Annotated in this window: 11 protein-coding genes; 1 reads left to right on the top strand and 10 read right to left on the bottom strand. The window is 65.4% G+C overall.

Going from position 1 to position 14,340, the window contains the following annotated elements; translation table 11 throughout:
* Positions 1–16: 16 nt before the first annotated feature.
* The 6 genes from EHF44_RS12505 to ugpB form a co-directional block, all read right to left on the bottom strand.
* A complete protein-coding gene (locus EHF44_RS12505; RefSeq protein WP_124684025.1) occupies positions 17–2,869 on the bottom strand; it encodes a 2-oxoglutarate dehydrogenase E1 component in 2,853 nt (950 codons plus the stop codon).
* Positions 2,870–3,165: 296 nt separating this feature from the next.
* Positions 3,166–3,915 carry a glycerophosphodiester phosphodiesterase gene (ugpQ, locus tag EHF44_RS12500; RefSeq protein ID WP_124684024.1) on the bottom strand — a complete coding sequence of 250 codons (750 nt, stop codon included), beginning with the start codon at positions 3,913–3,915 and terminating at the stop codon, positions 3,166–3,168.
* Positions 3,912–5,018 carry a sn-glycerol-3-phosphate import ATP-binding protein UgpC gene (locus EHF44_RS12495; protein ID WP_124684023.1) on the bottom strand — a complete coding sequence of 369 codons (1,107 nt, stop codon included), beginning with the start codon at positions 5,016–5,018 and terminating at the stop codon, positions 3,912–3,914. The genes ugpQ and EHF44_RS12495 overlap by 4 nt, the downstream gene beginning before the upstream one ends.
* Positions 5,019–5,027: 9 nt before the next feature.
* Positions 5,028–5,876: a sn-glycerol-3-phosphate ABC transporter permease UgpE gene (ugpE, locus tag EHF44_RS12490; protein WP_124684022.1), complete on the bottom strand. Its 849-nt coding sequence runs from the start codon at positions 5,874–5,876 to the stop codon at positions 5,028–5,030.
* A gap of 14 nt (positions 5,877–5,890) precedes the next feature.
* Positions 5,891–6,772: a sn-glycerol-3-phosphate ABC transporter permease UgpA gene (gene ugpA / locus EHF44_RS12485; RefSeq protein ID WP_124684021.1), complete on the bottom strand. Its 882-nt coding sequence runs from the start codon at positions 6,770–6,772 to the stop codon at positions 5,891–5,893.
* A 102-nt stretch (positions 6,773–6,874) separates the two neighbouring features.
* Entirely contained in the window at positions 6,875–8,185 is a 1,311-nt protein-coding gene (gene ugpB / locus EHF44_RS12480; RefSeq protein ID WP_124684020.1) for a sn-glycerol-3-phosphate ABC transporter substrate-binding protein UgpB, read from the bottom strand.
* A gap of 205 nt (positions 8,186–8,390) precedes the next feature.
* Here ugpB and EHF44_RS12475 point away from each other — a divergent pair, with 205 nt between their 5' ends.
* Complete coding sequence (locus EHF44_RS12475) at positions 8,391–9,206, top strand: HAD-IIB family hydrolase (RefSeq protein ID WP_124684019.1); 816 nt, start codon at positions 8,391–8,393, stop codon at positions 9,204–9,206.
* 68 nt (positions 9,207–9,274) lie between these two features.
* Here EHF44_RS12475 and ntrC read toward each other — a convergent pair whose 3' ends face one another.
* The 4 genes from ntrC to EHF44_RS12455 form a co-directional block, all read right to left on the bottom strand.
* Positions 9,275–10,843 carry a nitrogen regulation protein NR(I) gene (gene ntrC, locus EHF44_RS12470; protein ID WP_124685095.1) on the bottom strand — a complete coding sequence of 523 codons (1,569 nt, stop codon included), beginning with the start codon at positions 10,841–10,843 and terminating at the stop codon, positions 9,275–9,277.
* An 88-nt stretch (positions 10,844–10,931) separates the two neighbouring features.
* The gene (gene glnL / locus EHF44_RS12465) at positions 10,932–12,086 is read right to left on the bottom strand and encodes a nitrogen regulation protein NR(II) (RefSeq protein WP_124684018.1); all 1,155 of its coding nucleotides are present in this window, start codon (positions 12,084–12,086) and stop codon (positions 10,932–10,934) included.
* Between the two features lie 5 nt (positions 12,087–12,091).
* Positions 12,092–12,664, bottom strand: coding sequence for a DUF4124 domain-containing protein (locus EHF44_RS12460; RefSeq protein ID WP_124684017.1), 573 nt, complete (start codon positions 12,662–12,664; stop codon positions 12,092–12,094).
* 136 nt (positions 12,665–12,800) lie between these two features.
* Entirely contained in the window at positions 12,801–14,216 is a 1,416-nt protein-coding gene (locus tag EHF44_RS12455) for a 3-hydroxylaminophenol mutase (protein ID WP_124684016.1), read from the bottom strand.
* Between the last annotated feature and the right edge of the window lie 124 nt (positions 14,217–14,340).

The following is a 14,340-nucleotide window of genomic DNA, read 5'->3' as shown; positions in this document are numbered from 1 at the left end:
GTGGGGGGCCAACGAATTACTTGGTCAGAACAAAGCCCTTGAGCTTGGAGAACGCGGCTTCCAGCAGCGCCTTCTGTTGCTCGTTGTGCTTTGCGTAGTAGCCCACCGCCGGCGAAGCCGAGGCGGGACGACCGGCATAACCGAGCTTCTGGCCTTCCGTCATGTTTTCCATGATGTAGTGCTGGACGAAGAACCAGGCGCCCTGGTTCTGCGGCTCGTCCTGGCACCATACGATTTCGGTCGCGGCGGGGTACTTCTTGAGTTCGGCGGCCACGGCCTTGTGCGGGAACGGGTAGAGCTGTTCCAGGCGGATGATCGCGGTGTCGTTCGCCTCGCGTTCCTTGCGGGTGTTGACCAGGTCGTAGTAGACCTTGCCCGAGCACATGATCACGCGCTTGACCTTGCTGGCGTTCAGTTCCTCGTGGTCGGGGATCACGGTCTCGAAATGGCCCTTGGCCAGGTCGGACAGCGGCGACACGGCGTCCTTGTTACGCAGCAGCGACTTCGGCGTCATGATGACCAGCGGCTTGCGGAACAGGCGGATCATCTGGCGGCGCAGCAGGTGGAAGATCTGGGCCGGCGTGGTCGGCTGCACCACTTGCATGTTGTGGTCGGCGCAGAGCTGCAGGAACCGCTCGATACGGGCCGAGCTGTGTTCCGGACCCTGGCCTTCGTAGCCGTGCGGCAGCATCATCGTCAGGCCCGAGGCGCGGCCCCACTTCACTTCACCCGACGAGATGAACTGGTCGATCACCACCTGGGCGCCGTTGACGAAGTCGCCGAACTGGGCTTCCCAGATCACCAGCGCGTTCGGTTCGGCGGTCGAGTAGCCGTATTCGAAGCCGAGCACGGCTTCTTCGGACAGCACCGAGTCGATCACCGTGAACGGGGCCTGGTTGTCCGACACGTTCTGCAGCGGCACATACGAGCCGGCATCCCAGCGCTCGCGGGCCTGGTCGTGCAGCACGGCGTGGCGGTGCGTGAACGTGCCGCGGCCGGCGTCCTGGCCGGTGATGCGCACCGGGTAGCCCGAGGCCACCAGCGACGCGAAGGCCAGGTGCTCGCCCATGCCCCAGTCGAGCATCTGCTCGCCACGGCCCATGTTGGCGCGGTCCTTGATGACCTTCTCGACCAGCGGGTGCAGCTTGACGTGTTCCGGGATCGTCGTGATCCGCTCGGCCAGGCGCTTCAGCTCCGTGACGGGCACGGCGGTGTCGGCGGCATCGGTCCACTTGCGGTTCAGGAACGGCATCCAGTCCACCGCGAACTTGTTCTTGAAGTTCGACAGGACGGGGTCCACGGTGTGCTTGCCGGCGTCCATGGCGGCACGATAGCCCTTGACCAGCTCGTCGCCGAACTCGGCGGGGGTCAGGCTCTGCGCCACCAGCTTGTCCGCGTACAGCTTGCGGGTGCCCGGATGCTGGCCGATCTTCTTGTACATCAGCGGCTGCGTCACGGCAGGCGTGTCCTGCTCGTTGTGGCCCAGCTTGCGGAAGCAGATGATGTCGACCACGACGTCCTTGTTGAATTCCATGCGGAAGTCAACGGCCAGCTGCATGGCGTACACCACGGCTTCGGGGTCGTCGCCGTTCACGTGCAGCACCGGGGCCTCGATCATCTTGACCACGTCCGTGCAGTACAGCGTCGAGCGGGCGTCGCGCGGGTCCGACGTGGTGAAGCCGATCTGGTTGTTGATGACGATGTGCATCGTGCCGCCCGTGCCGTAGCCACGGGTCTGCGCGAGGTTCAGCGTTTCCATCACCACGCCCTGGCCGGCAAAGGCGGCGTCGCCGTGCACCTGCACCGGCAGCACTTCCTTGTGGCCGGCGTCGCCACGGCGTTCCTGGCGCGCCTTCGACGAGCCTTCCACCACCGGGTTGACGATTTCCAGGTGCGACGGGTTGAACGCGAGCGACAGGTGGACCGGGCCGCCCTCGGTCGAGACATCGCTCGAGAAGCCCTTGTGGTACTTCACGTCACCGGCCGGCAGGTCGTCGACGTGCTTGCCTTCGAACTCGGCGAACAGGTCCGCCGGCATCTTGCCCAGCGTGTTGACCAGCACGTTCAGGCGGCCGCGGTGGGCCATGCCGATCACGATTTCCTGCACGCCCTTGCTGCCGGCGTGCTGGATCAGTTCGTCCATGGCGGCGATGAAGCTTTCGCCGCCTTCCAGCGAGAAGCGCTTCTGGCCGACATACTTGGTGTGGAGGAAGCGCTCCAGGCCCTCGGCCGCGGTCAGGCGGTCCAGGATGTGCTTCTTCTTCTCCAGCGTGAACACGGGCTTGGAGCGCGTGGTTTCCAGGCGCTCCTGCCACCAGCGCTTCTGCGCCTGGTCGCTCACGTACATGAACTCGGCGCCGATGGTGCCGCAGTACGTCTCGCGGAGGTTGTTGAGCAGCTCGCGCAGGCTCATCGACTCCTTGCCGAAGTACGTGTTGCTGGCATTGAAGACGATGTCGAGGTCGGCCTCGGAGAAACCGTAGAACGCCGGATCCAGGTCAGGCAGGGGCGGACGCTCCTGGCGCTTGAGCGGATCGAGGTCGGCCCAGTGCGAACCGATGTTGCGGTAGGCGGCGATCAGCTGCGTGGCAGCGACGCGCTTGCGGCCCATGTCGGAATCGGCCGAGGCAACAATGGTCTTGATGGGGCCCTGCTTGGCGCGCTCGGCGAACGAGGCAACGATCGGTGCGTGGGGGATGTCGCGGGCGTTGGAACCATCCACAGCGGGGACATTCTGCATCGCGTCGAAGTACGCGCGCCAGTTGTCGGGAACCGAGCTGGGATTCTGGAGATAGGCCTCGTACAGCTCTTCCACATAGGGGGCGTTGCCGCCGAAGAGGTACGAATTGCTTTGGTACTGCTGCATCATGGGGCGCTCACTATTCTCCGGGTCTGCCGGAGTTAAGCGGGTTCATCAACCTTCCGCGACACGGCCTGACCGGTTAGCGGATTGCAAACAACTCTTGGGGGTCCTGCGGTTACCACCTTGAACGAACGGCACCCGGGGGTGCCGTCTGTCTTCGGTCTCGCCGCCAGACCCGAAAGGGCAAGTTGTGCGGGAAGGACCTAAGTCTTCACTCGCGGAGCATAGCACGTAATCCACTGGACAGTGGGGACTTTTCGTGATGCAAAATCGAGACACCGTGGACAGACTGTCCAGGAACGTTACGCGTCTGGTGCAATCCCGTCGACGGCATCGGTAATCAGGCCGTCTAGGCCCCACGCCAGCAGGTCCTGCGCGCGGGCCGGGTCGTTGACGGTGTAGCTGAGTACCTTGAAGCCGGCCGCGTGGGCGTCGGCGATGACGCGGGCATTGAGTTCGCGATGGTTCGCGTCCAGCGCCACGCAGTCCAGGCGGCGCAGCCGGTCCAGCCAGTCGGCCGGCAGCTTGTCGAGCAGCAAGGCGCGCGGCAGGCCAGGCGCGGCCAGCCGCGCCGCTTCCAATGCAGCTTCGGAAAAGGACGACAGCAGCGGCGGCACCGTGGCGCCCTGCCACAGCGAAAGTGCGTCCAGCGCCACGGCCGCACCGGTACGGGTCTCGGCGCCGGGCACGGGCTTGATCTCGATATTGACCAGGAAGCCGTTGGCCTGCGTGTAGCGGGCGACGGCCGCCAGCGTCGGGATCGGCTCGCCCGCAAACGCGGCCCCGTGCCAGCTGCCGGCATCGAGCTGCGCCAGTTCGCCGAGCGTCAGCGCATCGACCCGCCCGCGGCCAGAACTGGTGCGGTCCAGCGTTGCGTCGTGCATCAGCACCGCCTTGCCGTCGCCAGACAGCTTCACGTCGAACTCGAACATCCGGTAGCCGAACGACGCGCCGTGCCGGAACGCCGCCAGCGTGTTCTCGGGCGCCAGCTTGCCCGCGCCGCGATGGGCGATGTGGCGCGGATACGGCCAGTGCGTGCCGATATCGCTCATGCCAGCGCCTCGATCCGCCTGCCGTGCTGCATGTCGAAGAAATGCAGGTGATCGGCCGACGCGGTGATAGGCAGCCGGTCGCCGGCGCGCACCGGCATGTGGCTGTCCAGCCGAACGACCACGGGCTGGCCGCCCAGCGAGCCATAGGCGAACGAATCGGCGCCCAGCGCCTCCACCACGCGCACGTCCACTTCGGCAATGGCCTCGTGCGTGGCGCACGGCTCGATGTGTTCCGGCCGCAGGCCCATCAGCGCCTGCTCCGGCAGGTGCAGGCCCATCGGCAGGTGGCCCAGCGTGGCCGTCTCGGCCTGGCCTTCCCGGGGCACCACGCGCATCTGCGCCCCGCCCTGCCCCGCGCCATTGCGCACCACCGGCACCAGGTTCATCGGGGGCGAGCCGATGAAACTGGCCACGAACGTGCTGGCCGGGCGCGCATAGACTTCCAGCGGCGTGCCGATCTGTTCCACGCGGCCGCCGTTGAGCACCATCATCCGGTCGGCCAGCGTCATGGCCTCCACCTGGTCGTGCGTGACATAGAGGCTGGTCGTCTTCAGGCGCCGATGCAGGTCCTTCAACTCCAGCCGCATCTGCACGCGCAGCTTGGCGTCCAGGTTCGACAGCGGCTCGTCGAACAGGAACACCGCCGGCTCGCGGACGATCGCCCGGCCCATGGCCACACGCTGGCGCTGGCCGCCGGACAGCTCGCGCGGCTTGCGCTCCAGCAGCGGGGCCAGTTCCAGGATGCCGGCCGCGTGCTTCACGCGCTGCTCGATCTCGGCCTTGTCCATGCCGCGGATCTTGAGCCCGTAGGCCATGTTGTCGTACACGCTCATGTGCGGATAGAGCGCGTAGTTCTGGAACACCATCGCGATGTCGCGCGCGGCCGGCTCCAGGTCGTTGACGACGTTGTCGCCAATCCACACCTCGCCGCCCGTGATCGTTTCCAGCCCGGCCACCATGCGCAGCAGCGTGGACTTGCCGCAGCCCGACGGGCCCACGATCACGATGAACTCGCCGTCGGCGATCTCCATGTCGATGCCGTGGACGACCTGCGTGCCGCCGGGGTAGGTTTTCTGTACGTTGCGTAGAGACAGCTTAGCCATGCCTTGCCCTTATTTTTCCGTTTCCACGAGGCCCTTGACGAACCAGCGTTGCATCAGCACCACGACCACGGCCGGCGGAATCATCGCCAGCATCACCGTGGCCATCACGAGGTTCCAGTCGGTGGCGGCGTCGCCGGAACGGGAGATCATCTGCGTCACGCCCACCACCACGGGCGTCATCGACTTCTGCGTGGTGATCAGCAGCGGCCACAGGTACTGGTTCCAGCCATAGATGAACTGGATCACGAACAGCGCCGCGATGCTGGTGCGTGACAGCGGCAGCACCACGTCCCAGAAAAAGCGCAACGGGCCGGCGCCGTCAATGCGCGCCGCCTCGGCCAGTTCGTCCGGGATGGTCAGGAAGAACTGCCGGAACAGGAACGTGGCCGTGGCCGACGCGATGATCGGGATCGTCAGGCCGAAGTAGCTGTCCAGCAGGCCCAGGTCGGACACCACCTTGTACGTCGGCAGGATCCGCACCTCCACCGGCAGCATCAGCGTGATGAAGATCATCCAGAAGAACGTTTTCCGCAGCGGAAATCGGAAATAGACGATGGCGAAAGCCGAGATGATCGAAATGGCGATCTTCCCCAGCGCGATGCCCAGCGCCATGATCAGGCTGTTCTTCATCATCGTCGACACCGGCGACGCGGCCTCGCCCACGCCCTGGAACAGCACGGTGCGATAGTTCTCGATCAGATGGCTGCCCGGCAGCAGCGTCATCGGCGCATCCAGCACCTGCTCGGCGGTCAGCGTGGACGCCACGAAGGTCAGGTACACCGGGAAAGCCACCACGATGATGCCCAGTATCAGCACCACGTGGGTGATGAAGTCCAGTACAGGACGACGTTCTACCATTCTCGTTTCTCCTGTCAGTACTGGACCTTGCGTTCCACGTAGCGGAACTGCACCACGGTCAGCGCGATCACGATCACCATCAGCACCACCGACTGCGCCGCCGACCCGCCGATGTCCATGCCGCGGAAGCCGTCGTGGAACACCTTGTAGACGAGCGTGTTGGTCGAGTTGAACGGGCCGCCGTGCGTCACGGCGTCGATGATCGCGAAGGTGTCGAAGAACGCATAGACCACGTTGATCACGAGCAGGAAGAACGTGGTCGGCGAAAGTAAAGGAAATACGATGGACCAAAACCGCTTCCAGGGCCCGGCGCCGTCGATGGCGGCCGCCTCGATCAGCGATTTCGGAATGCTCTGCAGCCCGGCCAGGAAGAACAGGAAGTTGTAGCTGATCTGCTTCCACGCCGCCGCCAGCACCACCAGCAGCAGCGCCTGGTTGCCATTGAGCAGGAAGTTCCAGTCCACGCCCATCTGGCGCAGCGCGTACGACACCACGCCCAGCGTCGGGTTGAACATGAACATCCAGAGCACGCCCGCCACGGCCGGCGCCACGGCGTACGGCCAGATCAGCAGCGTCTTGTAGCCCGTGGCGGCGCGCACCACGCGGTCGGCAAAGTAGGCCAGCAGCAGCGCCACCGACAGGCCCACCACGGTCACGCCGATCGCGAACACGGCCGTTACCTGGAATGCCTCGACGTACTGGGGGTCCTTCCAGAGCGCGACGAAGTTGTCGAGCCCGACGAAATCAAGGTTGATGCCGAAGGCATCCTGCTGCAGCATCGACTGCCACAGCGCCTGCCCGGCGGGCAGGAAAAAGAAGATCAGCGTGATGACGATCTGCGGCAACACCAGCAGGTACGGCAGCCACGGCGACCGGAAGACGACGCGTTTTTCCATCGTTTGGATTCCGATTCGACACCGAGAAACACAATGCAAACGGGCGACGGTGGTGGCCGCCGCCCGCTGGAGACCTGGCGCCGCCGGGTGCGGCGCGGGGCGTTACTCGCGCGCGGTCTTCTGGAAGCGCTCGAGCTGTTCGTTGCCGCGGGCCACGGCGGCGTCCAGCGCCGCCTTGGGCTCCTTCTTGCCGGCCCACACCGCTTCCAGTTCCTCGTCGACGATGGTACGGATCTGAACCAGGTTGCCCAGGCGCACGCCGCGCGACTTCTCGGTGGTCTTCACGACCATCTGCTGGACCGACACGTCAGCGCCGGGGTTCTTGTCGTAGTAGCCGGACTTCTTGGTCAGCTCGTAGGCGGCCGTGGTCACCGGCAGGTAGCCGGTGGCCTGGTGCCAGTCAGACTGGATTTCCGGCTGCGACAGGAACGTGAAGAACTTGGCCACGCCCTTGTATTCCTCAGCCTTCTTGCCGCCCATCACCCACAGCGACGCGCCGCCGATGATCGTGTTCTGCGGGGCGCCCTGCACGTCCGGGTAGTACGGAAGCTGCGACACGCCGAACTGGAATTTGGCGTTCTTGCGAATATTCGCCAGCGACGCCGACGAGCCCGTGAACATCGCGCACTCGCCGTTGTAGAACTTGGCCTGCGACTCGGCCTTGCGGCCGCCATAGCTGAAGTAGCCCTTCTTGACCATGTCCTGCAGGTTCGTCACGTGCTTCACGTGCAGCGGGCTGTTGAAGACCAGGCGCGCGTCGGTGCCGCCAAAGCCGTTGTTCTTGCTCGCGAACAGCGTGTTGTGCCAGGCCGAGAAGCTTTCCAGGTGCACCCAGCTCTGCCAGTCGGTGGTGTACGCGCAGTTCACGCCGGCCGCCTTGAGCTTGGCCGAGTACTGCATAACCTCGGGCCAGGTCTTCGGGGCGTCGTTCAGGCCGGCCTTCTTGAAGGCGTCCTTGTTGTAATAGAACACTGTCGTCGAGCTGTTGAACGGGAACGACAGCATCTCGCCCTTGGACGACGTGTAGTAGCCAGCCACGGCCGGGATGTACGCCTTCTGGTCGAACTTCTCGCCGGCGTCCTTCATGACCGCGGACACGGGCTTGATGGCGCCCTTGGCGCTCATCATCGTGGCCGTGCCAACCTCGAACACCTGCAGGATGGCCGGGGCGCCGCCGGCACGGAACGCCGCAATGCCGGCCGCCATCGTCTCGTCGTAGTTGCCCTTGTTGACCGGCACGATCTTGTACTCGGACTGGCTGGCGTTGAACTTGTTGGCGATCTCGTTGACCTTGTCGTTCAGCGCGCCCTGCATGGCGTGCCACCACTGGATCTCGACGGCTGCATGGGCCGTGCCGGCCAGGGCCAGGCTGGCCACGGCGGCGAACTTCATCGCAAAACGCGGAAAGGACATGTGTTTCTCCTGAGGCTGGATCGGTCGACCAATTTTTTTGAAAAAGCGACCGACTGTATGCATTTTTTGTGACAGGCATGTTACGCCGCTCCGCTGTCATCGAACAGCGGGCAAACCCGCCCTTGCCAAGCGGTTGTTGCAGCATATTGACGACCGGCAATTTGCGGCGGTCCGGCGCCGGCCCGCGGGGCTACAATGCCCGGCCATGACCGTACCGACTCCCCCGACGCCCTTCTCCGCGCTGCCCGACGCCGCGCTGCGCCGCGTGCGCGGCATCCTGACCGACATCGATGGCACGCTGACCACCGACGGCCGGCTGCCCGCGTCCACCTACGTGGCGATGGACCGGCTCAAGCGCGCCGGCCTGCATGTGATTCCGGTGACGGGCCGCTGCATCGCCTGGGCCGAGATTCTGACTCGGCTGTGGCCAGTGGACGCCATCATCGGCGAAAACGGCGCGTTCTACTCGCATCTGGTCGATAACAAGCTGGTCACCCGCTTCCTGGACGATGCCGCCACGCGCGAGTCCAACCTGTTCCGCATCCACGCGCTGGGCCAGCAGATCCTGCGCGAGGTGCCCGGCTGCGCGCTGGCATCGGACCAGGCATGGCACGCCGCCGACCTGGCCATCGACCATGCCGAGGACGTCGCGCCGCTGCCCCAGCCGGCCGTGGACCGCATCGTCGCCATCATGCGCAACGCCGGCATGACGGCCACGGTCAGCTCGATCCACGTCAACGGCTGGTTTGGCCGGCACGACAAGCTGTCGATGAGCCGGCTCTGCGTGGCCGAATTGCTAGGCGACGACCTGGACGCCGCGCGCGACGAATGGCTGTTCATTGGCGATTCGGCCAACGACGTGGCGATGTTCGGCCATTTCCCGCTGTCGGTCGGCGTTGCCAACGTGCGCGACATCCTGAACAAACTGCCAGTCAAGCCGGCGTTCATCACCGAAGCGGCCGGCGGCGAGGGGTTCACCGAGATGGCCGACCGCGTGCTGCAACTGCGCCAGGGCGCCTGACGCCGCAATGGAAAAGGGAGGCCGCAGCCTCCCTTCCCTTTCTCCTTTCTGCTCGGCGTCGCCGGACTTCAGTCGAATCCCAGTTCCTGCAGCTTCCGGGTAATCGTATTCCGGCCAATTCCCAGCCGCGTGGCGGCCTCCACGCGACGGCCACGGGTGACGCCGAGCGCGGCCTCCAGCACGGCCTTTTCGAAACGGCGCGTCAGCAGGTCCATCACTTCGGGCTGGCCGGCCTCAAGCATTGTCTTGGCTTCGCCAGCCAGCAGGCTCTCCCAGCTCTGCGTGACGGCGGCGGCGGCATAGGCCGGGGCCAGCGCCTGCGGGGCGCCCAGCACCGGCGGCCGGGTGGCGACCATCGTGTCGCCGTCGGCGCCGGGCATGCCCATGCTGTAGTCGGACGTTTCCACCGCGTCGTATTCGCCGGACGGGCGCGGATCGGCCGCCAGCGGGCGCGATGCGGCCAGGCCGTCGTGCTCGCCATGGCCGGCGTCGATCATCTCGCGCGGCAAGTCCTTGACCTCGATGGTCTGCGCGGGCGCCATCACGGTCAGCCAGTTGCACAGGTTTTCCAGCTGCCGCACGTTGCCCGGGAACGGCAGCGTACTGACGTAGGCCAGCGCGTCGTCGGACATCCGCTTGGGCTCGACGCCCAGTTCCTTGGCGCTCTTCTGCAGGAAATGGCGCGCCAGCAGCGTGATGTCCTCGGGCCGCTCGCGCAGCGGCGGCAGGCGCAGCCGGATCACGTTCAGGCGGTGGAACAAGTCCTCGCGGAACAGCCCTTCCTTGACCCGCGTCTCCAGGTTCTGGTGGGTGGCCGCGATGACGCGCACGTTGGCGCGCAGCGGGTTGTGGCCGCCCACGCGATAGAAGTTGCCGTCCGACAGCACGCGCAGCAGCCGCGTCTGCAGGTCGAATGGCATGTCGCCGATTTCGTCCAGGAACAGCGTGCCGCCCTCGGCCTGCTCGAAGCGGCCCCGCCGCATGGTCTGCGCGCCCGTGAACGCGCCGCGCTCATGGCCGAACAGTTCCGATTCCAGCAGGTCCTTGGGGATGGCCGCCGTGTTCAGCGCGATGAACGGCCCGTTGGCGCGCGGGCTGTGCTTGTGCAGCGCCCGGGCCACCAGTTCCTTGCCGGTGCCGGACTCGCCGGTGATCATCACGGTCACGTTCGACTGCGACAGCCGGCCGATGGCGCGGAATACGTCCTGCATGGCCGGCGCCTGGCCCAGTATCTCGGGCGCATCGACGAGCCGGTCGTCCATTTCCTCCTCGCGCAGGCTTTCTTCCAGCGCGCGGCGGATCAGCTCGACGGCCTTGTCGACATCGAACGGCTTGGCCAGGTATTCGAAGGCGCCGCCCTGGAACGCCGCCACGGCGCTGTCCAGGTCCGAGTAGGCCGTCATCACGATGACCGGCAGCCCCGGGTGGCGGGCCTTGATGGCCTGGAGCAGGTCCAGCCCCGAGCCACCGGGCATGCGGATATCGGAAATCAGGACCTGCGGCTCGTCTTCCTCCAGCGCCGCGAGCACGTCGCGGACGTTGGTAAAACTGCGGGAGAGCAGGCTTTCACGGGCAAGGGCCTTTTCGAGGACCCAGCGGATTGATTGATCGTCGTCGACTATCCAGATCGGCTTCATGTGCGTCGCTTGTCTGCTCGGTGTCATGTGGTCTCCCGTGTGGCCCACTGGGTCGCCCCGCCCGAAGCGTCGATACGCCGATCGACGGTCAGTGCAGCGGCAGCAGGATACGGAAGTCGGTACAGCCCGGCCGGCTCTCGCATTCGATCAAGCCCTCGTGCTGCTGCACGAAGGTTTGAGCGAGTGTGAGACCGAGACCGCTACCGCCATCCCTCCCCGACACCAGCGGATAGAAGATGCGTTCGCGAATGTCCTCGGGGATGCCCGGGCCGTTGTCTATCACATGCAAGTCCAATGCCAGCTTGTACAAACGCTTGGCAATCGTGACCTGGCGCGCCACCCGCGTGCGCAGCACGATCTGGGCATCGCCCTGCGCAATGCGCTCGTGCAGCGCCTGGGCCGCGTTGTGGACGATGTTCAGCACGGCCTGGATCAGTTGCTCCATGTCGCCGCGCAGTTCGGGCAGGCTGGCGTCGTAGTCGCGCACGATGTCGAGCCCGTTCGGGAATTCGGCCAGCACGACCGATCGCACGCGTTCCAGCACCTCGTGGATGTTCAGCTCGGACACGATGTGCGGATGCCGGTGCGGCTCCAGCAGGCGGTCAACCAGCGTCTGCAGCCGGTCAGACTCCTTGATGATGACCTGCGTGTACTCGCGCAGCGCCCGCTCGGGCAGTTCGAACTCCAGCAGCTGCGCCGCGCCGCGGATGCCGCCCAGCGGGTTCTTGATCTCGTGGGCCAGGTTGCGGATCAGTTCCTTGTTGGCCGACGTCAGGTCCAGGATGCGCTCCTCGCGGTCGCTGCGCACCTTCTGCTCGTTCAGCAGGATCTCCACCAGCACCGTGCTGGCATGGCTCTCGATGCCGCCGACCACCACGTGCGCGTGCATCGGCTCCTGCAGCGGCGGACGCAGCACCAGGTCCTGCCGGCGCACGTCGACCTGGCGGGCGATCACGGTCTCGATCATCGTGTCCAGCTCTTCCGAGGCGCCGAACAGGTCGGGCAGCGTCAGCTCGACCATGGCCTTGCGCGACATCGCAAAGCTGGCCTCGGCGGCCGGGTTGGCATAGACCACGTGCAGCCCGGGCTGGCGCACCAGCAGCACCGGGTTGGCCACCACGTCCAGGCCGGGATGGAACGCCACGTCGCCCAACGGCAGGATGTCGGCGTCCAGGTCCGGCGCCTCCGGCTTGCGGTCGGCTCCGGTGACCTTGCGGGAGACTCCGCGAATCAGGCGACGCATGGGCTTCAGTCCTTCAGGTTCGACAGTTCGCGCCGCAGCGACGCCACGTTGGCCTCGCTGCGCGCCACGTCATCGCGCAGCCGTGCCGTGCGATCGAGATATTTCTGATAGTTGCGCTCGTTACCCTGGCGCTCGGGCTCGCCGTTGTTGTACTCGGCGCGCAGCCCGGCCAGGCGCGATTCCTCGGCCTGCAGCTCCTGCTCCAGCACCGACCGGCGCTCGCTGTCGCGGTTCTTCTGCGTGGCGCTGTCCACGCGCGGGAACGCGGCCGGCGACGTGGCGGCAGCCTTCGTCCCCGACGTCACCGCGCCGCTGGTGCGGCCGCCCGGCACGGTCACCACGTCCGGCAGGTTCAGCTTCTTGCAGTCCTTGCTGTTGCCGGGATTGCCGTTGCGGTACTCGGGCACGCCGCTGGCGCCCTTGCACAGGTACACGTCCGACGACTGCGCGGCCGCCGGCGCCATCCAGGCGCCCAGCGCGATGGCAGCCATCGTCACCAGAATGGGGAAACGCACCCGCATCTGGTGCGGCAGCACGCTGCCGGCCATGCGGAAACCCTTGTTCGAAATCGCTTTCATGAACGTCGCCATGACGGTTAGGGAAGGAGCCCCATTCTAGCGATCAACGTCGCCGATAAAACAAAAAGGGACAGCCGAAGCCGCCCCTTCCTGGTGCAACTGTTGCCCGGTCACAACCTGGCAACCCGTTCTCGCTTTACAGCGAGTAGTATATGTCGAACTCGATCGGGTGCGTCGTCATGCGGAAACGCGTGACTTCTTCCATCTTGAGTTCGATGTAGGCGTCGATCATCGAGTTCGAGAACACGCCGCCACGGGTCAGGAACTCGCGGTCGTTGTCCAGGTACTCCAGCGACTGGTCCAGGCTCGAGCAGACGGTCGGGATCTTCGCGTCTTCTTCGGGCGGCAGGTCGTACAGGTTCTTGTCGGCGGCTTCGCCCGGGTGGATCTTGTTCATCACGCCGTCCAGGCCGGCCATCAGCAGCGCCGAGAAGCCCAGGTACGGGTTCATCAGCGGATCCGGGAAGCGCGTCTCGATGCGGCGGCCCTTCGGGTTGGCCACATACGGGATGCGGATCGAGGCCGAGCGGTTGCGGGCCGAGTAGGCCAGCTTCACCGGGGCTTCGAAGCCCGGCACCAGGCGCTTGTACGAGTTCGTGCCCGGGTTGGTGATGGCGTTCAGCGCGCGGGCGTGCTTGATGATGCCGCCGATGTAGTACAGCGCGAATTCCGACAGGCCGGCGTAGCCGTTGCCCGCGAACAGGTTCTGGCCGTCCTTCCACACCGACTGGTGGACGTGCATGCCCGAACCGTTGTCGCCCACCACCGGCTTCGGCATGAACGTGGCGGTCTTGCCGTAGGTGTGCGCGACGTTCTGGATCACGTACTTCTGCAGTTGCGTCCAGTCGGCGCGCTGCACCAGCGTGCTGAACTTCGTGCCGATTTCGTTCTGGCCCTGGCCAGCCACTTCGTGGTGGTGCACTTCAACCGGAATGCCCAGCGATTCCAGGATCAGGCACATTTCCGAACGCATGTCCTGGAACGTGTCGATCGGGGCGACCGGGAAGTAGCCGCCCTTCTTGCCCGGACGGTGGCCGCTGTTGCCGTGCTCGAATTCCTTGGCCGACGACCACGGTGCTTCTTCCGACTGGATCTTCACCGAGCAGCCCTGCATGTCGATGTTCCAGGTCACGCCGTCGAAGATGAAGAACTCGGGTTCCGGACCGAAGAAGGCGGTGTCGCCCAGGCCGGTGCTCTTCAGGTAGGCCTCGGCGCGCTTGGCGATCGAGCGCGGGTCGCGGTCGTAGCCCTTGCCGTCCGACGGTTCGATCACGTCGCAGGTCAGGACCAGGGTCGGTTCTTCATAGAACGGGTCGATGTAGGCGGTACCCGAATCCGGCATCAGCAGCATGTCCGACGCTTCGATACCCTTCCAGCCGGCGATGGACGAACCGTCAAAGGCGTGGCCGCTTTCGAACTTGTCTTCGTCGAAGTGCGACGTCGGAACCGAGACGTGCTGTTCCTTGCCCTTGGTATCCGTGAAGCGGAAGTCGACGAACTTGACGTCGTTTTCCTTCACGAGCTTCATCACATCTGCAACGCTCTGCGCCATGCCTATCTCCTGGAAATTCGAGGCTGTGTCTGAGAAAGCCATTGTTGGTGCGACCTCCGGACCTGCCGATCTGGCCGCCCCAAAAGGGACGAGGGATGTTAGCAGAAAGCATGCCAACGCCCGT

The organism is Cupriavidus pauculus (assembly GCF_003854935.1).
GTDB lineage: Bacteria > Pseudomonadota > Gammaproteobacteria > Burkholderiales > Burkholderiaceae > Cupriavidus > Cupriavidus pauculus_C.
Note: the sequence above shows the minus strand (reverse complement) of the source record. Positions and strands in the feature narration are given on the sequence as shown.